At 59.3% G+C, this 23,145-nt stretch carries 14 protein-coding genes; 5 read left to right on the forward strand and 9 right to left on the reverse strand.

The genetic code is table 11. The features are described 5' to 3' along the window. Window positions 1-474 precede the first annotated feature (474 nt). Window positions 475-945, forward strand: coding sequence for a CBS domain-containing protein (locus NZK35_RS05245; RefSeq protein ID WP_259631544.1), 471 nt, complete (start codon window positions 475-477; stop codon window positions 943-945). 4 nt (window positions 946-949) lie between these two features. Then, window positions 950-1,435 (forward strand): CBS domain-containing protein, encoded by a 486-nt coding sequence (locus NZK35_RS05250; RefSeq protein WP_259631545.1) that lies wholly within the window; start codon window positions 950-952, stop codon window positions 1,433-1,435. Window positions 1,436-1,663: 228 nt separating this feature from the next. On the opposite strand, the gene NZK35_RS05255 is transcribed toward NZK35_RS05250, so the two are convergent. Beyond that, on the reverse strand, window positions 1,664-3,022 hold the full coding sequence (locus NZK35_RS05255; protein WP_259631546.1) for an outer membrane protein assembly factor BamB family protein: 1,359 nt from the start codon (window positions 3,020-3,022) through the stop codon (window positions 1,664-1,666). A 248-nt stretch (window positions 3,023-3,270) separates the two neighbouring features. Here NZK35_RS05255 and NZK35_RS05260 point away from each other — a divergent pair, with 248 nt between their 5' ends. Together NZK35_RS05260 and NZK35_RS05265 are read left to right on the forward strand one after the other, a co-directional pair. Beyond that, window positions 3,271-4,407, forward strand: coding sequence for a phosphatidate phosphatase App1 family protein (locus tag NZK35_RS05260; protein WP_259631547.1), 1,137 nt, complete (start codon window positions 3,271-3,273; stop codon window positions 4,405-4,407). 319 nt (window positions 4,408-4,726) lie between these two features. Beyond that, complete coding sequence (locus NZK35_RS05265; protein ID WP_259631548.1) at window positions 4,727-7,225, forward strand: sodium-translocating pyrophosphatase; 2,499 nt, start codon at window positions 4,727-4,729, stop codon at window positions 7,223-7,225. A 433-nt stretch (window positions 7,226-7,658) separates the two neighbouring features. Here NZK35_RS05265 and NZK35_RS05270 read toward each other — a convergent pair whose 3' ends face one another. The 8 genes from NZK35_RS05270 to NZK35_RS05305 form a co-directional block, all read right to left on the reverse strand. Then, entirely contained in the window at window positions 7,659-10,388 is a 2,730-nt protein-coding gene (locus tag NZK35_RS05270; protein WP_259631549.1) for a c-type cytochrome domain-containing protein, read from the reverse strand. Window positions 10,389-10,398: 10 nt separating this feature from the next. Next, window positions 10,399-12,846, reverse strand: coding sequence for a DUF1549 and DUF1553 domain-containing protein (locus tag NZK35_RS05275; protein WP_259631550.1), 2,448 nt, complete (start codon window positions 12,844-12,846; stop codon window positions 10,399-10,401). A 69-nt stretch (window positions 12,847-12,915) separates the two neighbouring features. After that, window positions 12,916-15,372 carry a pre-peptidase C-terminal domain-containing protein gene (locus tag NZK35_RS05280; protein WP_259631551.1) on the reverse strand — a complete coding sequence of 819 codons (2,457 nt, stop codon included), beginning with the start codon at window positions 15,370-15,372 and terminating at the stop codon, window positions 12,916-12,918. Between the two features lie 164 nt (window positions 15,373-15,536). After that, on the reverse strand, window positions 15,537-16,841 hold the full coding sequence (locus tag NZK35_RS05285) for a DUF1501 domain-containing protein (protein WP_259631552.1): 1,305 nt from the start codon (window positions 16,839-16,841) through the stop codon (window positions 15,537-15,539). A gap of 727 nt (window positions 16,842-17,568) precedes the next feature. Next, window positions 17,569-18,459, reverse strand: a complete 891-nt coding sequence (locus tag NZK35_RS05290) for a sugar phosphate isomerase/epimerase family protein (protein ID WP_259631553.1) — start codon at window positions 18,457-18,459, stop codon at window positions 17,569-17,571. An 8-nt stretch (window positions 18,460-18,467) separates the two neighbouring features. Beyond that, window positions 18,468-19,496 (reverse strand): zinc-binding dehydrogenase, encoded by a 1,029-nt coding sequence (locus NZK35_RS05295; RefSeq protein ID WP_259631554.1) that lies wholly within the window; start codon window positions 19,494-19,496, stop codon window positions 18,468-18,470. 66 nt (window positions 19,497-19,562) lie between these two features. Then, window positions 19,563-20,255 carry an orotidine 5'-phosphate decarboxylase / HUMPS family protein gene (locus NZK35_RS05300; RefSeq protein WP_095737858.1) on the reverse strand — a complete coding sequence of 231 codons (693 nt, stop codon included), beginning with the start codon at window positions 20,253-20,255 and terminating at the stop codon, window positions 19,563-19,565. 398 nt (window positions 20,256-20,653) lie between these two features. Next, window positions 20,654-21,277, reverse strand: a complete 624-nt coding sequence (locus NZK35_RS05305; RefSeq protein WP_259631555.1) for a 3-keto-disaccharide hydrolase — start codon at window positions 21,275-21,277, stop codon at window positions 20,654-20,656. 245 nt (window positions 21,278-21,522) lie between these two features. Between NZK35_RS05305 and NZK35_RS05310 the strand changes: the two genes are divergently transcribed. Then, window positions 21,523-23,025 carry a sulfatase family protein gene (locus NZK35_RS05310; RefSeq protein ID WP_259631556.1) on the forward strand — a complete coding sequence of 501 codons (1,503 nt, stop codon included), beginning with the start codon at window positions 21,523-21,525 and terminating at the stop codon, window positions 23,023-23,025. Window positions 23,026-23,145: the final 120 nt, after the last annotated feature.

The raw sequence follows: 23,145 nt of genomic DNA on the forward strand, positions 1-23,145 counted from the left end.
ACTTAGCGGTATTGGGCTTGAGAGACCGCCCACTCGTTCCAAGGCTCCGCCTTGGAACGCGAGGACGGTGTGGCTCTGCCACACGCGGCTCACGCTCGGGAGGCGGGAGCCTCCGAGGCAGTGTGTTCCCAGGCGGAGCCCGGGAACCAGGGAAAGGACGTCGTACTACGGTCCGCGGACTGCGTCACACTCAATCGACGAGATCATTCGGATTCCTCTCGATTCGGCGGATCGTTTCGGGATTTCGCGATTCGGGCATCGATCTTGCACCTGCGCCCGCTGGTTCGGCGCGCTACCGTAGCGAATGACTTTACCCACGTCGCCGGAATAGGCGGTCGCCCTGGGGACCCCGTTTGTGCACACTTTCGCAACGACCGTGACACTGTCGCACACAACGAGCGCCCGCGGTCCCTGTTCGGCGGGCGTCAAGCAGTTGCCAGATTGGGCGAAACACTACGAAACAAGGAGAAGCGGATGGGATTTCGTGACGAATTGGAGCAGGATACCGTGGCAAGCCTTCCCCTGCGGGACGCAATCGTCGTGCAGCATGACACGACGGCCCTGAACGCGGTCAAATTGATGCGCGAAAAGTCACTCGGATGTGCGGTCATCGTCGACCCGGGCGGCACCCCGACGGGGCTGTTCAGCGAACAGTCACTCGTCGCCATGCTTGCACGAGACCTCTCGCTGGCCGATCATCCGGTGAGCGATTTTACCGACGCCGGTTTGCTGGTGGTCAAATCGAGCGATCCGGTTTCGCGTGTTTGGGACGCGGTGGAGCGAGATGGTCTGCGATTCGTTTTTGTGACCGATGACGAGGGCCGATTGATCGGAGTGACCGGACAACGTGGAATCGCGGAGTACCTTGCCGAGCGGTTCCCGCAACAGGTCTTGGTGCAACGACTCGGCAATACACCTTGGATGCAGCAACGCGAAGGAGCCTGACACAATGAACGGTACGCCCCCATCGGATCCAGACGATTTCGAAGATCCACTCAGCAATTACGAACCGACCCAATACCGCAGCGAGTTGCATCGCGTGTTGGCCGAAGAGGCGATCGATGACATGCAATCGACGCCCAGTGCTCAGGTAACGGTCGACACCTCGATTCGCGGGGCGACGAAGATGCTGAGCGAATTGAAGGTTTCCAGTTTGCTGGTCGTCAAAGGCGATACGTTGGTCGGAATCTTCACCGAGCGTGACGTCTTGGAAAAGGTCGCCGAGAATTATGTTGAACTGGCCGATCAACCCGTCGGCGAAGTGATGTCGGCGGATCCGACGGTGGTTTATGAAACCGACCCGGTGGGGATGGCGTTGGCGGGGATCGCCGTTGCCGGACACCGCCACGTCCCCGTCTTGAAGGTCGATGGGACGGTGATGGGAATCGTCAGCCCGAAACGCGTCCTGCGTCATCTCAGTCCATATTTGAATTGACCAACACGAGCCCGACCTGTTAGCGGCACGGCGCGAGCCGTCCGGTCGCGCTTCGAAAACACCGTGAAAGACCGGAGGGCTCGCGCCCTACCGCTAACAAAAAACACCCCGCTTGGCTTCAAAGTAGATCGCATTGGGCTTGCGGGCTGTCGATTTANNCGTCGCGGCTCACAAAAACGACACCCCGCTTGCGCCGTGCCACTAACATCAACGCGGGACGCGGTCGCGTTACGGTGCGGCGATACAATATAGTTTCGAAGCGGTGCGGAAGTAGACGGCGGCGTCGGCGATCGCCGGTGTCGACCAAGTCATTTCGTTGATCTCGTTGGTGCCGAGCACGTTCAACTCGTCGCCAGTCGCCAACACGTAAGTCGTTCCGCTGGTGTCCACACAGTACACTTGATCTGAATCGGTCCAAGGGGAAGACCAGAACGCTCGGGCTCGGGGCACGCGGGAGCGATAGACGGTGCTGCCCGTTTCGGCATCGACACAGTGGATCACTCCGCTGCGTCGTTCCAGCAGGTAGAGCTTTCCGTTGCAGTAGGCTGGCGACGCCATTTGAATGCCCGATCGCTCAATTTTCCAGGCCACATGCTCGGTTTGTGACTGGCCGGCGGGCGGCGTGATGTCGCCGTTGCCGCCCGGCTTGATCGCGAACAGGAATCCGCCGCCGTCGTCGGCACCGCCCCGGTTGCGGTATTCCGTTCCGACGTACAGTCGATCGCCGACGGCCAAGGGAGTCGCTGAGCTGCGGCCTTTCTCCATGTCCAGCTTCCACAACAGGGTTCCCGTCTGGGGATCATACGAACGGTAGTGCATGCCGCCGACGATCAGTTCGTTGCGCCGACTGTTGCTCCAGAGGATCGGAGAGCTGTATTGCGACTTCTCATCGCGATCGACCCGCCAGACTTCGTCGCCCGTTTGGGCGTCGATCGCGACCAGAAACGACTGCTGCTCGTTGTCCACTTGCAGAAACAGCTTGTTGTCGAACAACACCGGCGAGCTGGACGTTCCCCAGCCGGCGCGCATCGGGTAGCTGCCCAGGTCTTTTTCCCAGACCTTGTTGCCCGCCATATCAAAACAGTACAGCCCGGTCATGCCGAAGTAGGCATAGACGTGCCGGCCATCGGTCGCCGGTGTCTCCGTGGCATAGGTGTTTGAACTGTGCCGTCCCATCGTCGGTCGGCCCTCGCGGGCGGTTTGTCGCCAAATCTCTTTTCCGGTCGTGGCGTCGAGACAGATCACCTGCCAGCGATACGTCACGCCGGTCAAGTCGTCACGCCGGCTGCCCCCGCCACCGCTGTATTCCTCCGGTCCGGTGGAAGCGGATTCGGTCACGGGAACGGCCGCGGTCAAAAAAACCTGATTCTCCCAGACCACCGGGCAGGACCAACCCTCGCCGGGCACCTCGACCGACCAGCGGACGTTCTCCGTTTCGCTCCAGCGTTGGGGATGTTGCGTGCGGGCGATCCCGTCCATTTGGTCGCCCCGAAACTGCGACCACCGGTCGGCGGACGCGAGGTTGCACTGGGTGGTCGCTGTGAGGGCTGTCAGGCAGCCGATCACGAGTTTCGTCGCAAATGTCATCGTTTCGCACATTCCGTATTTGAATTTCAACAGTCGTTTCGGTGCAGGCCCTGCAAGTGTAGGCAATCGGCCAGTGCATGGTCCGTCCCGTGTGCTGTCCAATTCTAAAAGGTGCACGGAAATGCCAAAATGTGCATGATCCATCTCGTGAGAGAGGCTCTTTCGTTAAGGTGAGTGCCCGTCGGCTCGCGCCAGACGGCTCACTGATTCGCATAGACAGTCTCTCGATGTTTCCGACGGAGTTCCCCATGCCAAGACCTGCCAAAAGCCTCGCGTTCGTCATCCCGGTGGCGGTTGCGATGACGTGGGTGATCGGTCGCGAACCGGAACCCGGCACGCTGCCGCCTTCGACCCTCAACACCGACGAAGAGATTTTGTTCTATCCGACCTACGGTCGCTTTGACGAACAGACTCAGGTGTGGCGGTTTGAGGTACACGGCAAGGTGTATGAACCCGAAGACAGTTCGTTCAAACGGCGGCTGCTGATTTCGGCTCTGAAATCCACGGTGCGTGGCGATGCCAAGATCGACAAGGATGCGATTTTGTCGGATCGAATCCGACCGTTTCTGGTGGACAACGAACGCGGCAAATCAGTCACCATCGATCTCGCCGGAAATCGATTTGCAGCGGGCGTCTCCGCAGCCAATGGTCATTTTCGTCGTTCTTTGGTCTCCGGCGCCACGGGATTGGGTGTCGATCCGAAGCAGATCGGCGGGCCGCCCAACCGGGTCTTGAACGTCAAAGCGGTTCTGCCTGCTGGTGATTCCAGGACGTTTGACGGACGCATTCACTTGATCGCCCCACGCGGTGTTTCGGTGATCTCCGACATCGACGACACGATCAAGCACTCACGGGTGACTGACAAGTCTGAATTGTTGCAAAACACGTTCACGCGAGCCTTTCGGGCGGTGGAAGGCATGCCTGAGCTGTACGCGGATTTGGCTGACGTTGACGTTGCATTTCACTATGTCTCGGGCAGCCCTTGGCAACTGTATCAGCCCTTGGAGTCGTTCTTCGCTGACCAGGGATTCCCGAAAGGCACCTATCACCTGAAGCACTTTCGATTGACCGATTCCAGCGGACTCGGCTTACTTTCCTCCCAGCGGGCAACCAAACTCGCCGCGATCGAGCCGTTGTTGGGTTCGTTTCCGGAGCGACGATTTATTCTGCTCGGCGATTCGGGGGAACACGACCCGGAGATTTACGGCCAGCTGGCGCGCGACTATCCCGACCAGATCGCCGGGATCTTCATCCGCAATGTCACGGCATCTGATCGGACGGACGGCCGATTTCAAACGGCGTTTGAACAAGTGCCTGCGGATCGCTGGCGATTGTTTGACGATGTTTCTCAAATTCGTGACGCGGCCGTTGAGTTGGCCAAGTGACGCAGCGTGTCCGTCCGCCGGTGGCGTCCGTCCGCCGGTGGCGTCCGTCCGCCGGTGGCACAGTTGTTGCATCGTGGCAAACGCTTGGGTCACCCACCGTTTTCAAGGTGATCAGCGGACAAGGCGTTAGCGGATTCGACGCTCAGACGGGGCGACGTTCTCTTTTTAGTGCGAGGACCCGGTTGATGCCTGAGTCGAGCTTCTGTTTCTGATAGATTCTCCCATAATGTTGGCGCTGAGAATTGACCGCTTTCAGTTTATCACTCGACCTAGCGCGAGCACGCTCGCTGTCTGACCGTGTCACGAAGGAACACACACCATGTTGGAATTCATTGTTTTCGTCGCAGTCACCGTTCTGATCGCAGCTTTGTTTCGGCCGTGCACCTGTGACACACACTTTCGCACGCTTTTCCGCACACTTTGTGTCGTCGGGGCATTGTCATTGGCATTCTCGCCGGTGACGGCGTTGGCACTTCAAGACACCGGCGATGCGGCCTCCCCAGCGGACACGACGACAGCCGTGGACGAATCCACGTCGACGCCCTCCGGTTCAACGGTCGAGGGTCTGTCCGATGCCGGCATCCCCTGGATCTCCTACTTGATTCCACTGCTCGGTGTCGCCGGTCTTGTCTTCACCTATTGGAAAACCACGTGGGTGACGAAACAGGAAGTCGGCGGAGAAAAGATGGCACGGATTGCGGCCAACATCTCCGAAGGTGCGATGTCGTTCCTGAAGGCGGAGTACTCGATCCTGGCGGTGTTTGTGGTCGGGGTGGCCATCTTACTGGGATACGCCGGCAGCACCCAGGGCGAGTCTTCGTCACCGTTGGTTGCGCTCTCGTTTGCCTCCGGCGCGATCTGTTCGGCATTGGCCGGATTCATCGGTATGACGGTGGCCACCAAGGCGAACGTGCGGACGACCAACGCGGCGAAGACCAGTTTGGGAAAAGCGCTGGAAGTCGCCTTTGCCGGCGGCAGCGTGATGGGCATGGGCGTCGTCGGGCTGGGCGTACTGGGATTGAGCATTCTGTTTGTGGTTTACGCCAGCATGTTTGGCCTGGATACCCAAGCCAGCCTCACCCGCGTCATCACGGTGTTGACGGGATTCTCCTTTGGTGCGTCCTCGATCGCGTTGTTTGCCCGGGTCGGCGGCGGGATTTACACGAAAGCCGCCGACGTCGGTGCGGACTTGGTCGGCAAGGTCGAAGCGGGGATTCCCGAAGACCATCCGTTGAACCCGGCCACGATCGCGGACAACGTCGGCGATAATGTCGGTGACGTGGCCGGCATGGGAGCGGACTTGTTTGAGTCCTATGTCGGTTCGATCATCGGCACGATGGTCTTGGGCGGTGCGTTTTTCACCGTCTTTAACGAAGCAGGCCTGGATGAGTTCGGCGGGCTGTCGGCCGTCCTGTTACCGTTGGTCCTTGCCGGCGTCGGAATTCTGACTTCGATCGTCGGGACGTTTTTTGTGAAAGTGAAAGAAGGCGGCAATCCGCACCACGCCTTGAATTACGGAGAATTCGGCTCCGCGGCCATTCTATTGCTGCTGACCTATCTGATCATCAAGTTCATGCTGCCGGCCACTTGGACCGTCGGTGAAGGTGCCGGCGAGTTCGTTTACACCAGCAGCGGCGTGTTCTTTGCCATTCTGTTTGGTCTGGCCGCGGGTCTGGGTATTGGAAAGATCACCGAATATTACACCGGCACGGGCACGCGGCCGGTCATCTCGATCGTGCGTCAGTCGGTCACCGGGCCGGCGACGACCATCATCGCCGGACTGGGTGTGGGCATGGTCTCGACCGCGATTCCGATCCTGATCATCGCCGCTGCCATCATCGGTGCGTACTCGATGGCCGGTCTGTATGGGATCGCGATCGCCGCGGTCGGCATGCTTTCCAACACCGGCATCCAATTGGCCGTCGACGCCTACGGACCGATCTCCGACAACGCCGGTGGGATCGCGGAAATGGCAGAACTGCCCGCCGAGGTTCGGGGACGAACCGACAAACTGGACGCGGTCGGCAATACCACCGCGGCGATCGGAAAGGGATTCGCGATCGGCTCGGCCGCGTTGACCGCATTGGCGCTTTTCGCCGCCTACATCACCGCGTACAACGCGTCGCACGTCGAAACGCCCATCTTGGCGATCAGCATTACCAATCCGTTCGTGATGGCGTCGCTGTTTGTCGGGGGCATGTTGCCGTTCTTGTTCTCGGCGCTGTCGATGAATGCCGTCGGCCGCGCCGCGATGCGGATGATCGAAGAGGTGCGCCGGCAGTTCAAGGACATCCCTGAATTGAAGGCGGCTTTAAAAGTCATGAATGACAACGACGGGAAAGAATTCGAAGCGTGGTCACAAGCCGACCAGGAAATCTTTCAAGCCGCCGATGGAAAAGCGGAATACGGCAAGTGCGTCGCGATCTCCACGCGTGCTTCGATTCGCGAAATGATCGTTCCCGGTCTGGTCGCCGTGCTGGTTCCCGTCGGCTTCGGTTTCCTGCCCAAACTGTTCGGGTTGGCGGGGAATACCAACGCGTTGATGTTGGGCGGGTTATTGGCCGGGGTGACCGTCAGCGGCGTTTTGATGGCGCTGTTCCAGTCCAACGCCGGTGGTGCCTGGGACAATGCCAAAAAGATGATCGAGGAAGGCTACGAAGTGAACGGCCAGATGTTGGTCAAGGGAAGCGAAGCTCACAAGGCAGCCGTCGTCGGAGACACCGTCGGCGACCCCTTCAAAGACACGTCGGGTCCTTCGTTGAACATCCTGCTGAAACTGATGAGCGTCGTCGCCCTCGTGATCGCTTCGCTGATCTAAAGTGGGGTAAGCATCCTGCTTGCCACCGTCGCCGGATCTGCCGGCGAAAACGGCGGCTTGAATCGGCGAACTATGTTGTTCTGTTCAACCCCGTTGGGGTTGGCGGCCGGATGGTGACCGGATCTTGGGGTGCGCTAACGCGACCCCAAGCTTTGTTGTGGCACGCCGCTGGCGTGAAACCGCTGGTGCGATTGGCGTCCAGAGTGTTCCCATGGCGGGAGCCCGGGAACAAGTCAAGTCGGTCTACAACTCTCCAGCAATTTTATCGGGATGCCCATCGTAAAGAATACCCACGGATAGCAGCGCGAACCCACGGATGACAGGGTGCAAGAAATCCGTGGGTTCGCGCTGCTATCCGTGGGCCCAGTAATTGAATCATCGTTCCGCAAGCTACAGCCTGACCTTCGTCCGCTCGACAAACGCAAGGCTAAATTCAAATCGCAAGGCCTTGCAGCGTTGCGATCGTTTGATTGATCTTAGCGAGGTTGGATTGGGATTCCGAAACACGTTCGTCGTCGACGCGGACCGCTTGGATCGCGTCGGCGGTTTTCGTTTCCAATGCCGCGACCATCGCGGTGGCCTCGGCAATCTTCTGTTTCAGCGATTGCTGCATCGTCAACAAGCCGGATGCCCTTTCTTCGCTTTCGGCAACACCAACGATCGCGAGCTGTTCGGCCTCCGTTTTTGCCACCAAATCGGCTCGATCGGCCTCCAGTTGTTTCGTCTTTTCCGCGGCAGCCGTTTTCAATTGGCTGACCAGGGCGATCAACGTCGCATCATCACTGGCAAGTTGCAACGCCTGCTCGGCGTTGGTCACCGCATCGTTGAGTTTGACGATCAGCTGATCCAGCGTTTCCACACCTGCCGCGGCGGTTTGCTTGGCTTCGGTCGCGCTGGTCGCTGCGGCCTTGGCGGCTTCCATCGCCGCGATGGCGGTCTTGTAATCGACGTCATTTTTGGCAAGTTCCGCTTGCGCTGCGGCGAATTCTGCCCGCGCCTGATCGGCGTTGGACTGTGCCACGTCCGCGGCTTCTTGTGATGTGGCGCGTTGGGCTTCGTGAAGCGCGAGTTGTTGCTCGCTGTCCAGCCGTTGTTGGTTCAGCATCTTCAGCTCGCGATCGAATTCGATTTCGGCAGTCCAACGCGACACGGCTTGCCGGGCGGATGCGACAGCGGCGGCGGCCTGATCGTGGGCTTGCTTGGCAACGTGGAACGCGTCTTCGGCGGGCGTCAATTTTGCCACCAGCGTCTGTTCGATCTGCCGCGCGCTGGCGGACGCTGCGGCTGTTTCATCGGCCACCGGTCGCGCCGAATCGAGCGTTTTTTGGGCCTGCTGCAACGCAGCGAATTTGGTCGCCGCGATCCCCTTGGCGGACGTCATTTCGCTGACCTTGGTGTCCGCGGTCGTGCGAATCGTTTGGGCGGCGGCGATCAGGTTTTCATCATCGGGCAACTGTGCCGCGGCGGCGGCGGCCTTTTCGGCCGCCTCCTTCAATATCGGTACGCTGATGGAAAGTGCGTCGACCGCAGTGCTGGCGACCGTATTTTCATTGGCCGCCTGTGTCATCGTCGCCTGAGCGGCGGCCAACGCGGTTGCCGCACGATCCGATTCCAGTTTCGCTTCGACGGCGACCTTCTGCGCAGCGGCGATTTCGGTGCTGATCTGCTGCAGCGCGGACTGAGCAGTCAGGTAAACCTCTGAGATCGGTTTGAATTCCGATTGGGCTGCCAGCAGCGACTCGTTGGCATGCTTCAGTCGCGTCTCCAGCAACGGCGCGTTGCTCACCAACTGACCCAATCGCGCGCCGTCGGTCGAATCGTAAACGCGGATTTCGCCGCTGAAGTCGCCGGAGATCGCGCGGTGGGTCTCGTCACAGTAAGTGGCCTCCAACGCCAAATCGCCGAACGCTTCAAACGCGAGTTGCTGGGTTCCATTTTGGTCCCAGGTTTTCGGGGTCCGGTCCCGTCCGCACGAGAACAAGCGGCCATCGCGAGTGAATTCGACGCTCAGCGCTCCTCCGCCATGTGCGCCCCAATTCTTTACGGCCCCGCCGTTTTCCATTTCCCAGAGACGAATCGTCGAGTCTTCACTGCTGGATGCCAGGAGGTTGGAATCGCTGCGCCAGGAAACGCTGGTGACTGCCGCGGTATGACCTTTCAGGGTCAGATACTCGCGGCCCGTCCAGCCTTCCCAAACTTGCAAACCACCGTTGCGATCACCCGTGGCCAGCAACACGCTATCGGGGCTGAATTCCAACGCGGTGATCCAATCGGTATGTTTGCGAATTTCGTGCAACAGTTGGCCTGTCTCGGTGGCGTAGATGCGGACGACGCGTTGCGGTCCACCGAGCGCGATCAGGGTTTGATCGGAACTGATGTCGGCGGCCAGGACCTCATCCAATTCGTCGCCGATCTCGATGATTCGTCGGCCGCTGGGGATATCCCAAACGACGACCCGCCCGCTGGCTCCGGCCACACCGCCACCGCACAGCAACAGCCGGCCGTTGCGGCTGAACTTTAGAACCCGCGGCGTTCCCTCGGGAAACGGCAGCACGCCGAGCAGTTCGAGTGTTTCGGTGTGGTAGAGCAATACCTGTTTTTGACTGCTGACGGCCGCCAGCGGTGCCCAGGGACTGGTCGCCAGGGCGTCGATCGCGGTTCGGTCGGGCGTAAATAAAACGGGTTGTAGACTCAATCGCGCCGGCAGGGGCACGGTTTCTGGACGCGCGGTCGACGGTGCCGCCAGCGCCAAGTCGAACTTCTTTTTCTTGGCCGCTTTGGCCGAACTTCCCGCATTCTCGAGGACGCCGCCATCGATCCACTTGCGCAGCGTCTCGATCTTCTCGTCGGCAATCTTTGGCGATTCCGGCGGCATCGACGGCTCGTCCTGGTGGGTGACCAGGGCATACAAATAGCTGGCCGACGCGTCACCCGGTTCGATCACTTCGCCGGACGCACCGCCTTGCATCAGGGCGCTGTAGTTGGTCAGGTCCAGGTCGGCGCTTTTCTTATCCGGGTTGTGACACGACGCGCATGCTTGTGCAAAGATCGGGCGAACATGGTCGTCAAAGGTGATGACCGGCGGCTTCTTCTCTTCGGCATTCGCGGGAAGCGAAACCGGCAGAATCAGGGTCAGCAGAAACAGTCGTCGTAACTTGATCATTGCGGTCATCTTAGTGGTTGAACACGAACTCTCGTGAATTCAAAAGCGCCCAGAAGATGTCGTCCAGGGTCACTTTGACGTCCGGCGAGGTGGCAATCGCTTCGCCCAGTTTTTGTTTTTCGATGTCGGTGGGTTTGCGTGTCAGGCAGCGGACATAAAGCTCGTCAACGATCTCTGCCGGTTGTTTGCCTTCGGCCAATCGCCGCTCGACAAGTTTGCCTTCGCCGATTTTGCCGCCGACGGTTTCCCCGTTGAGCAGGTGCAGGGCTTGTGAAAGATTCGGTTCGATCTGGACTTCACAGGAACAGACACTGGCGCGGGTTGCCCGGCCGAACGATGTCAGGAAATAGGTGCTGGTGTTGCCGTTGGAAATCTGAACGGCCCGGGCACCCAAGGGAAGTCCGGCGAATTTGTTCTTGGTGTCGGTCGCTTGCGTGATCGAATCGAGCAGGATTTCGGAACGAATCCGGCGCAGCGAAGCGTGAGAGAAATTGCGATCATCACGCTTGTTCGTTTCGTTGGTCGCGGTGCTCAACTGATAGGTTCGTGACGTGCAAATGTCGCGCACCAACCGCTTGAAGTCATAGTTGTATTCGATGAATGATTCCGACAGCGCGGCCATCAATTCCGCGTTGACCGGCGGATTACTGACCCGCACATCGTCGACTTCGTTGATGATCCCTTTGCCGAAGAAATGATTCCAAACGATGTTGGCGAGGTTCGGCGCGAAGTAGGGGTTGTCCTTGGACGCCAGCCAATCGGCCATCACGGCACGCCGATCTTTGCCGGCGACATCCGGCGCTTCGGAGCCGAGGAATTTGGGCGCCATGACACGGCCATCGACGGGATGCTTCACCTCACCACCGCCGCTGTTGAAGACGATGGTTTCGCGTGGATCTTCGGCCTGCTTGCGGCCGATCTGTGAAAAGAACGCCGCAAAGCTGTAGTAGTCATCCATCGTCCAACGGTCGAAGGGATGATTGTGACACTGGGCACACTGAATGCGCATCCCCATGAACACTTGAGCGACATTTTCGGAAACCTTCAGCGGATCGGTTTCCATCTGGTAATAGTTGGTCGCTGCGTTTTCGAATGTGCCGCCGCTGGCACTCAGCAATTCTTGCACCATCTTGTCGATCGGGACTTCGGCGGCCAGTTTCTCTTGCAGCCAGTTGTAATACCGCAGCATCGGTTTGTAGGCGATCTGCTGCGTGGTACGAATCATCAGCAGCTCGGCCCATTTCATCACCCACAGCTCGACGAACTCTTTGCGGTCTAGCAGTTCATCGACCAACTTGTCGCGTTTCTTCGGATCGTCGTCGGCCACAAATCGCTCGTATTCTTCGATCGTGGGAAGCATTCCGACGATATCCAGCGTCGCCCGACGCAAGTATTCTTCGTCGCTGCAGATGTCCGAGGGATTGATCCGCAGCTTGCGTAGTTTCGCGTGAATGTGCGTGTCGACGTAGTTGAAATCTTTGGCATCGTTCCACTGGAACTGCAGTGCCTTGGGCAACACGATGACGTGAGATCCGACCGTATGGGTGTCAAAGCGGGCCATGATGAACGCCTCGCCCCGATTGGCGGCGGTCACCATGCCGTCGGCGGAGATCGGCGCCGAGTTGTCGTTATTGGAGAGAAAGGACGCGAGCGACGTGACGTCGCGATCGGTTCCGTCGGCGTAGTGGGCGCGGACGCTGACACGCTGCGTCGTGCCTTCACCATCCAACACTGCGGTTTCCGGAAACACTTCCACTTTCGTCACCCGGGGAACTTCGCCGGGATCATTTGCCGCACCGGCCTGATGCCACCGCAGCAATGTTTGGGCATATTCGCTTTCCATTGCGAATCGTTTGCCGCCGGTGTGGGGAACGGATCCGATCGATTTTTGGATCAACAAGCTTTCTTCCGGAAGCGACAAATTGATTCGCCGGCCGGGAAACTGCCGCGTCAAGCGAAAATGATCGCCGTCGGGATCGTAACCGAACAGCGAGAGCATGAAGCCGTCTTTTCCCCGTGCCGCGCCGTGACAACTGCCCGTGTTACAGCCGGCTCGCATGAAGATTGGCATCACATCCAGTTTGAAACTGACCGGCGGTAGAGAGCCCGAGTCCTTGACCACGACCGGCAGAACTGTCTGGTGACTCGCATACTCAACCTTCAATTCGGTGGAACCATCGGTTTTCGGATAGATCACGTTGGACTCCAGCCGCGCCAGCGTGGCGTCGCCGAGCGAGAAGGTTGTCTGGTCGGTGACGTCCTCCGTGATGCCATCGGCAAACACGGACTGGACGATCACCGATTGATGATCTCGCGCGGTCGTCAGATCGATGTTCGGCGGATAGACGCGTATCGAGACCGGAACACGCGTCTCGGTCAAACTCGCGGGCTCGACCGCCGGCGATGCGGTGACGACGGCGATCAACGCGGCCAAAGCGAGGTAGGGTTGTGGTTTCATGACAAGGGTTCGCGACTGCATCCGAAAGGGCTGGAGGATGAGTGGTGGTGGAGATTGGCGGTGGCGACGCTAAGGCTGTTCGGATCGTGATTCTTGGCGTTGCTGAGCGGCCAGCCGCAGTTTTTCCAATCGTGAGAGGGGTTTGGTTGGCGGCGGCTCGGGAGCCTTGGCCGGTTCAGGCGGAGTCTGGACGGTTGCCTCCGGCGTTGGTGTCGGTGTGGGGACAGGTTGGGTGACCGGCGTCGGAAGCGGAACGTCGATTTGCAGTTCAACGTTCCCCGCGCGACTGACAATCGCATCGCCGTTCTGCGGAATGGTCACTTGGCAAAACAGCGTGTGTTTTCCGACGGGGCTGTCGCCTTCGGTCGTGACCTTGAATGTCAACTCGGTCGTGTCTTTGGAAAACGACATGGGTTCGATCCCGACCTTGGGCGGCATGCCGACCAACTCCGCCTTCGCCTCTCCCTCAAATGCCGTGGCGTGATTCAGCTTGCACAGCAACAACGTTTCTTTGCCCTGTTCGCACGCCGCCCGCTGCAACTCGAAACGAACGTAGGCGTCTGTGATCTCCAGTGGCGTCAATTGCGATGACGCCCACATCCCTTGCGAGGTCGCCAGGGCAAACACCTTCCAGTTCTTGATCTCGGCCGCCCCGTTGGCGTTGATCGGATACAGGACTTCCGTTTGCCCCTTGGGCAGGTTGACGCTCGGGCCGGCCCCGACTCCCGGTGGGCGGTAGGGCAATTGGACTTGGATGTCTTCGTCCCAGCCTTCCTTTTTGTGGGCGATGATCTTCAAGTTCATCGATCCGTCTCGAACCAGCGGCACTTTGGGTACCTCGATCTCGATCCGGAACGGCACTTCATCGACAACTGCCACGGCAAGTTTGTCGACGTCTTTCCAGCGGTAGAGGGATTGATTGGGTTCGCCGATCAGGTAGTCGGCACGATTGACGAATCCGCCGCGAATGGGCTGGTTCGGGTCGGCGTGTCTGGCGAGAAAGTCGATCAAGGCGCCGCTCAGTTGTGCGTCGGTGGCGGCTTCGAAAACAACGGGCATCGTGTTTTGGTTTGCCGGCATCAGATCACAATGCATCGTCAGTCCTGCGGGCAAGTGTTCGGCCAGCAACACCAGGTCGCCGCCAAAATTCATCCGATTGGCGGTGATCAAGGTGCCGAATCGGTTCCCCTTGGGCACAAAGACCTGTTGACGGTACTGCCCATAGCGTTCGTTGCGGGGAATACCGAGCGTGAGGGCTGGCTGAACGGCTTGAAACTCGATCCGGTAGACCAAATCGGGACCGCCGCGGCCCAGGTGGTCGTTCACCCGAATCACATATTCTGCGTCTTCGGGAACGGTGAACCGCAGGTAGGCGTCGGGACCTCGCGAATCATCATTGCCGGCGAGGTGGCGTCCGTCGGCGAAGTAAAGATTCAGCACGGGGTCCAGCCCGGAGCGAATGCGTCGCGCGAAACACTCCACCTCGTAAACCTGTCCTTTTTTGGCGGTGAACTTGAAGCAATCGACGTCGCCGGCGGTTTCGATGATGCCGTTGAACGCGAGCGGCAATTCGACCGGTGTCCCCTGGCTGATTTCGTCGTTCGGTTCCTGTTCGAACGCATTTGCATGCTCAAACAACCGGAACGGGTTGGGCGTGGGTGAAACGCCGCCTTCGTCTTCGGCAAAGACTCCGAAATCGGTAACCGGATTGGCGGGCAGTTGAACCTTGTTGGTCAGTTCACCGGCAGGCATTCCCAGGAAACGCACGTCGATTTCATCGCCCATCTTTCCCCCGGCGGGAAACGGCACCTTGGGTCGCGGGAAGGTGCCGACGTGAAGTCGGTAATGGTTGCCGGCTGCATAAGCGCTTTCACGCACTTCGATGAAATAGGTTCCATCGGCGGGAGCGATGATGGACGCAAAGCCGTCTTGCAACGCCAGTGCGGTGTCGTCGTTGGTCGCAAGCTCGAATCGTTTTTCGTCCAGGATCGCGACGTACGGGTCGAACATCGCGGTGCTCAATCGCATCGCGACGATTTCGACCGAGATCCGCTGTCCCTGTTTGGCATCCACCGAAAAGTAGTCGACGTCTTCGTTGGTGATGCTTCCATTGACGACATGCCCTAGCGTGATCGTTTGCGGCGTGTTGAAGTCACTGTTGGGTTCCACTTCGTCGACCACCGGCAAATCCTCGATGTACAAGGTGCGGTAGTCCGAAATGCCCGTGGCCGTTCGCACCTGCGCGACGTGTTCGCCCAAGCGACAGTTCGGTGCGACGCGGACTTTGACTTTGGCGTTGTTGCCTTCGCCCCTGACTTCCAACACCTCCAGGCCGCTGTCGTAGAACAAGACGCCTTGGATGTCAGCTAGGCTGGACCCGTTGAACGTCAATTCATGTTCCGCCCCCCGTTGGATCCCCCGCGGGGTGACGCTGGTCAGTCGCGGCGACGCGGCTGGGCAGACGCCACACAACGAGACGCCGCTGAAGATCGCCAGCGCGACGAGAATTCGGCACAAAATGGACATGCACAGTTTCCGGTGAAGTAATCAGTGGGAGAGGCTTCCGGCCTGTCAGTTCACGCGACTCGTTCCCAGGCTCTGCCTGGGAACGCGATGGCTGGCCGGCTCTGCCGGCATACTTTCTGGAGTCGGCAGGCGGAGCCTGGGAACTAGGGCTTCGCAGGCCCTTGCTAGGCGATCAGATCCTTGCGGACGGTGCCGCCGTCGACGATTTCGATCGGGCGATCGCCCGGGGCCATCAACTCCTTGTCGGCGTTGATGCCCATGCAGTGATAAATCGTGGTGGCCCAGTCGGCGACGTCCAACGGGTTTTCGTTCGGTTCGCTGGCCGTCGCATCGGAGGATCCGTAGACGATGCCGGGGCGGATGCCGCCACCGGCCATGACCACGCTAAATACCTTGGGCCAGTGATCACGGCCCGCCGTTGCGTTGATTTTTGGCGTTCGGCCGAACTCGCTCGCCAGAACGACCATCGTTGAATCCAACAGCCCCCGCTGATCCAGGTCGCGGATCAACGTCGCGTAGGCCTGATCGAGCTTGGGAACCTGGCCTTGGATGCCACCGAGGATGTTGTCGTGCATGTCCCAGCCGCCGTAGGTCGTCGTTACAAATCGCACGCCCGATTCGACCAATCGCCGGCACAACAACAACCGCGAACCGGCATCGTTGCGGCCATACTCGTCGCGGACTTTGTCGTCTTCTTTGTTGATGTCAAACGCCTCGCGCGCCTTGTCCGAATTGATCATCGCGTAGGCGCGTTGATAGAATGTGTCCACGGCGTCGAGTGAATCGGATGCCTGCTGCTGACGAAAACCCGAGTTCACGACGTCCAGCAAATCTCGGCGGGACGTAAAACGATTCCCGTCCACTCCGCCGGGAAGGTTCAGATCGCGTACGCGAAAGTCAGCCGCGGCGGGGTCGGCGCCCAAGCTGAACCCCGCATAGGACGAACTGAGGTACCCGGTGCCGGCGAATTCGTTGGGCTGGTTGGGAACGCAAACGTAGGGTGGCAAATCATGCCTGGGGCCGAATTCGTGCGAGACGACGCTGCCCATGCTGGGGTATGACAGCGCGGGGCTGGGCCGGTAACCGGTAAACATGTTGTGCGTGCCCCGTTCGTGGGCCGCTTCACCATGAGTCATCGAGCGACAGATCGCGAGTTTGTCGGCGACCGTTGCGGTTTGTTTCCAAAGTTCGTTGACACGCACCCCGGCGACCTTCGTCTCGATCGAGTTCATCGGGCCGCGATATTCAACCGGCGCGTAAGGCTTGGGGTCGAATGATTCTTGGTGAGCCATGCCGCCGGGCAGAAAGAGAAAGATGACGGATTTCGCCGTCCCCTCTTTGCTTTCGTAGTGTTTTTGCTCGGCGAGTGCTTCGAACCGAAGCATGTCGGCCAACGAGAGGCCCAAACCGCCGAGAAACCCGACGCGCAGCACGCCCCGCCGGGACAGACCGTTACCGTAGCACTTCATAGAGTGAAAACTCCGAGGGGCCTCGTTCATGGACGAAGAGATCCGACACTTGCGATGGCGAAGTGTTGAGCGAGGGATTGCCGAAGAAACTGGGGCAAGACGTCGAACATCACAAGACGAACAACGTGGAAAGGTGGGATGGGCCTGCGGATCGCAAGCTGGACGCCGCATTCTCTTCCCCGTTTACCTAGACGTCAAGCGGCTACCTGGACGCTTTCCGTTTTTCGATCACCGCTTCAAGCCGGGCTTGCTCGGTCGAATGCTCTTCCTGCGGACCATTGAGCTCCGCGGAGTCGTGTTGTCGTAGTCTCTACCCGACTTGTTCCCAAGCTCCGCCTGGGCTGCGCAAAATCTCGCGGTGGAAACGTGCATTCATTCGCAGGATTTTGGCAGTTTCCATTCCTTTAGGGCTTCTCGGGATCAGCCGTTTGGCGCCAGCCTACGGGCCCTCCGTTGTTGACGAGGCCCGAACGCTTGCGCGAATCGGCTGATGTCAATTGTGTTTTTGATACCCAACCGCGCCATGCTCATCGATGGTCCATCGCAGAATCGATTCGGCAGAAATTTAGCGATGGCGAGAGACTGTGTTTGACGAGGTTTTAGCGGCAGGGCGCAAGCCCTCCGGCTTGCGCATCTTTGCCAACACACCGGAGGGCTCGCGCCCTACCGCTAAAAAATCGTTCACGGCGTAGGGCGGAGCCGGGGAACGAGTTGATGCTGTCGCTGGTCAGCCGCCGGGCCAATGCTGGGCGATCTTGTTGCGCAGGAAATCGGCGCTGCGACGCAATTGATCAATCCCGTCGACGCCGTCTTCGATGCTGATCCAGCTGTCAAATCCCTTGCCGGCCAGTTCGCTGAAGATCGCGTCGTAGTCGTTCAGGCCCTTGCCGATTTCGCCGTGGCTGAGCCGTTTGGCGTAGCCGACTGCGCCGCCTTCTTCACGCCGCAAGTCCTCCAGCGTTCCCTCGATCAGGTAACGGTCGCTGGCGTGCATCGTGACGACGCGATCGGAAACTCGCTTGAGCAATTCGATCGGATCGTCGCCGGCCAGGAACGCGTTGCTGGGATCGTAATTGACTCCGAAATTGGGGTGATCGATTGCTGCGACCAGAGCACAGAAAACGTCCATCGCCTGGGCGAACTCGGGGTATTCCCAAAAATCGTCCTTGTAGTGGTTCTCCAAGATCAACGTGATGCCGTGCTGTTGGGCCAGCGGCAGACAGGCAGCGATGCTGTCGGCGGCAAGCCGAATACCCTGCTCCACGGTCAGCTCCGGCCGACGTTGGCCGCTGAGGACGCGACAGAAGCTTCCGCCGAGCGCGTGGGTCATCTCGATCCAACGTTTTTGTTTGGCGATCTCGGCATCACGAAAGGCGGCATCGGGGTGGGTGAAGTCGGGCGAACAGCAGAGCATGGGAATGCTCATGCCCAGCTCTTCGACTTGCTTTCGCAGCACGGGCCAATTCGCGGGATCGGCCAGCTCCAAAAAACCGGCGTAAAACTCCAGACCGTCGATGTCCAGCGTGGTTGCCAGCTCGAACCACTCGGTCAGTGTCATCGAGCCGTCTTTGCAAAGCGCCTGCATGTAGGCTTTGGGGAATGCGGCAAGTTTCGGCATGATGATTCTCAAACGGGTTTCAACACAGATTTGACGACTTCGCCCTGGTGCATCTTTTCAAACGCTTCGTGCCACTGATCGATCGGCCAGACGCCTCCGATGATCGGTCGAACATCCAGTTGGCCGCTGGTCAGCAACGCCAGCACGCGTTCCCAGATCGGCCAGTTGTGACTGAAGCTGCCTTGCAGCGTGACATTTTTTTGAACCAGCGGATCCAGATTAAAGCCCAGCGGCTGCGGCCCCCAGCCGACCTTGCTGATCCAACCTGCCGGTCGAACCACATCCATCGCAATCTTCAGCGTCGCACTTGCACCGGCCGCATCGATCACGCCATCGCAACCCAAGCCGTCGCGCTGACGTGCCCATCGGCTCGCATCGCCGACGATGCCTTCACACCCGTAATGCTTTTGGGCGATTTCCAGTCGCCGCCGATCCGATTCCAAACCGACCAGGGCAACTTCGGCACCGCACAGACGAGCCATCGCGGCGCACAGGATGCCGATGGTTCCCGGCCCCAGCACGATGACCCGATCGCCGGGTTCGATCCGTGCGTTTCGAACGACGGCGTTGTAGGCCACACAGCAGGGCTCGGTTAAACAAGCGTGTTCGAATGCCAAGGAATCCGGCACGTTGTGCAGGATTCGGGCGGGGACGCGAACGTACTTCGTCATCGCGCCATCGACACCGTACCCAAACCCTTTGCGGGTCGGATCCAGGTTGTACAGCCCGCGGCGGGTCATCGGGTTTTGCTGGTCGATGATCGCCGCGGTTTCGCTGACGACGCGATCGCCTTCTTTCCAGCCCTCGACCGCTGATCCGAGTTCGGCGATGTGTCCCCCGAATTCATGGCCCAGAACGACCGGATAGTTGACCGGCCAGGAATGATTGGCAGTCCATTGGTGCAGGTCGCTGCCGCAGACGCCGACGTTGGCGACTTCCAGCAGAACATCCTCGGGGCCGATCGACGGTCGGTCAATCTCCCTCAATTCGACCGATTCCGGTTCGGGGGCGAAGTTGACGACGGCGGCTGATTTCATGTTGATACTTTCCTGAGCTGGGATAGCCTTCCAGGCTGTCGGGATCGAGATGGCGAGCCGGGAAGTCTATTCCACGGTTTGTGCATGAACCGCGTCGCAAATTAATTTCAGCGAAGCTTCCAAATCCCCGTCGGCCGTTTTAAAGGCATCGGCATCGATCGTCAGCGGGGCACCCAAGACGACCAGTGGCGCCCCGTACTTGGGACATTCGATGGCTTGTTCGAGTGACAGTCCGCCGACGGCCTGGACGGGGATTTTGACCGCACCAACGACCTCGCGAAGCTGGTCCAGCGGGCTCGGCATCCGCAGCCCCCGGGCCGCAATGCCGCGACGCTCATCGTAACCGATGTGATGGATCACAAAGTCGCAGCCGAGGTCTTCGAGCCACTTCGCTCCGGCAACCATGTCTTCGCAAACCATGTTGTCCCCCATCACCTTGCAGCCAAAATCCGCACCGGCTTTGACGACGCAACGAATGGTTTCTTCGTGGGCGCGAGCCATCACGACGACGTGCGTCGCACCGGCCTTGGCCATCATTTCGGCTTCCAAGTAGCCGCCGTCCATCGTCTTCAGATCCGCCACGATCGGCGTCTCGGGAAACGCCTCCCGCAACGCTCGCACCCCGTGCAATCCTTCGGCCAAGATCAGCGGCGTGCCGGCTTCCAACCAATCCACCCCGGCCCGCATGGCCAGATGAGCGGTTTCGAGTGCTTCGTCGATGTTGGTCAAGTCGAGGGAGATTTGGACGATGGGTCGCATGGGAGGGGTGGGTAGGAGGGACGGGGGGAATGAAAGTGAGATAGGCTTCCAGCCTGTCGTCTTCGCAATGACAGGCTGGAAGCCTATCCCACGTTAACTCGTTCCCAGGCTCAGCCCTACGCCGTGAACGATTTATTTCCTGTGTTGGACGAGGTTTTAGCGGCAGGGCGCAAGCCCTCCGGCTTGTGCATCTTTGCCAACACGCCGGAGGGCTCGCGGGCTGTCGTTTTAGTCTGGATCTGCTGAGTCAATGGTGAGCCGTTGGCCGTCAGGCCTCGGGCAACGTCGCTGTGCCCGGCCGCTTACGCGTCGCGGCTCACAAAAACCACAGCCCGCTCGCGCCCTACCGCTAAAAAGTCGTTCACGGCGTAGGGCTCAGCCTGGGGACAAGCGATGGCCTACGGCAGTTCCATCACTTCGACGTTCCGAATGTGAACCTTGCTGCCCGGGTCGTGTTGCTGGAACGCAAAGTGGCCTTCTTTGAAGGTCAGATCAAAATCCAAGTACTCGTACAGTTCGTTTCCATCGACGGTGACTTTGATCCGCGTCATGTTGCGTCCACGCCAGACATCGTCGCGGACTTCCAAGTCATAGGTGAACCAGGTTCCGGGTTTGACGTGCTGCTTGTAGACGTGGCACATCCCATAGATCGATCCGGTGCGAATCGGATCGGTGTGCGTGCTGTCGATCTGTGCCTCGTAGCCATCGGTGAATCCCGGCTTCCGCGTGGTGCGGAAGTACAGCCCGGAGTTTCCGCCGTCGTTGATCTTGATTTCGGCGCGATAGCGAAAATTCTTGTAGGGTCCCGTCGTGTTGACCAACATCGATGGCGGTCCGGAGCCCGCGATCGCGCCGTCTTCGACTTTCCAAACACTCTTCTCATTGCCGACCTTTTCCCAGCCGTCGAGCGTTTCGCCGTCGAACAAGGACACCCACTTGCCGTCCTCGGCCGAGGCGGTCGATGCGATGAAACAAAGTGACAACGCGGCAAAGCCGCAGAACAAACGTCGAGCAATCATCATGGTGAGATCCCAAAAGTGTAAAACAGTCGGTTCGCGCCTGAATCGGTGAACAGGCCAAATTCAATGCACAAATTCAATGCACAGCTTTAATGTACAGCGAGGGAGCAACACTTTAACCGCCCCCCGCGGCGGCGGCTATCATGCATGACGATGAAACGCACGACGCGGGTTTCGAGTAGCATTGAACGTATTCCACCTGACTCCGCGATTCGGCCAATCTGCTCAAACCACCCGAAATCAGAACCATGAACTCGACTCGCCACTGCATCGCCGCTTGCGCAGCCATGACCGTTGCTGTTTTCGGCGGTCTCTCGACTGCCGCAGATCCGCCACGGCCGAACGTGATCGTGATCTTCATTGACGACATGGGTTACGGCGACGTCGGCTTCAACGGCGCCACCGTTCCGAAGACGCCGAACCTGGATCAAATGGCTGCCGAAGGGATGAAGTTCACCAACTTCTATGTCGGCTGTGCGGTCTGTTCGGGTTCGCGGACGGCGCTTCTGACGGGTTGCCACTACCAGCGACTGAGCATGAACGCGGTGCTGTTTCCCAATTCCGACCGTGGACTGCATCCCGATGAAGTCACCCTCGCGGACATGCTCAAGGCGACCGGGTACGACACCGCTTGCGTCGGCAAATGGCACTTGGGGCACCTGCCGCCGTGCCTGCCGACCGACCAGGGATTTGATTCGTACTGGGGGATTCCTTACAGCAACGACATGTGGATCGATCCGGCCAATCGGCTGGCAGAAGATATCGTGCTTCGCGACGGAGTGACCTTGGAACAAGTCAAGGCCGGTCACAAAGCAAAAAACGTTGTGCCGATTCTGCGGGACGAAGAAGTCGTCGAATATCCCGCCGACCAGACCACCATCACGCGGCGCTACACCGAAGAGGCGATTCGGTTTATCAACCAGGATCGAGACAATCCATTCTTTCTGTACCTGCCCCACACCATGGTGCATCTTCCGCTGGCGGTGTCCGAAGCGTTTGATGATCCCGACAACGAATTGATCACCAATGCGATTGAAGAAGTTGACTGGTCGGTCGGCGAGATTCTCAAGGCCGTCCAAGCGGCGGGCATCGCAGACGACACACTGATCGTCTTCACCAGCGACAATGGTGCCGCCGTGGGATCGTCCCTCCCATTGCGGGCAAAAAAAGGAAGTGTTTACGACGGCGGCATTCGCGAGCCGACGTTGATGTGGTGGCCGGGAAACATTCCCGCCGGTTCGGTGTGCTCGGAAGTGGCCGCTTCGATCGACCTGATGCCGACGCTGACCCGATTATGCGGCGGCCAGCTGCCGCAGCGAAAGATCGACGGAAAAGACATTTGGCCCTTGATGAGCGGCGTCGACGGCGCCAAAAGCCCCCACCAAGCGTACGTGTTGATGCACGGTCCGGGCACGGTACGCAGCGGCAAGTGGAAGTACTATCCCTGGCCCGAAGGCAAGGGCAGACAGAATCGAGACAACGCGACGTGGAAACCGTCACCGGGTCCCGTCCAGCTGTACGACACGTTGGCCGACATCGGCGAAACCACCAATGTGGCCGCGGACCATCCCGACGTCGTCGCTCGCTTGCAGCGGGCGTACGACAACCACGTCGCAGAAATCAAAGCCAACCAACGGCCGACCGCAAAACTGGTCCGACGGTCCGATGCACCATCCCCGCAGCGGCCCGGCGACCCGAAAAAGAAAACGGTTCCGAAGAAGAAGTCCAATCGCTCTAACCCTAAGACTTAATCTGGGTGGAACACGCCAGCAATTTTGCCGGGCTAACCATCGAAAATAATACCCACCAATGGTGCCGCAATAAAAAGGGCTGGTACCAAAACCGAATGCCGCGGGCATGAGTGTTGGTGT

This window comes from Stieleria sedimenti, assembly GCF_025060895.1.
GTDB classification, from domain to species: Bacteria; Planctomycetota; Planctomycetia; order Pirellulales; family Pirellulaceae; genus Stieleria; species Stieleria sedimenti.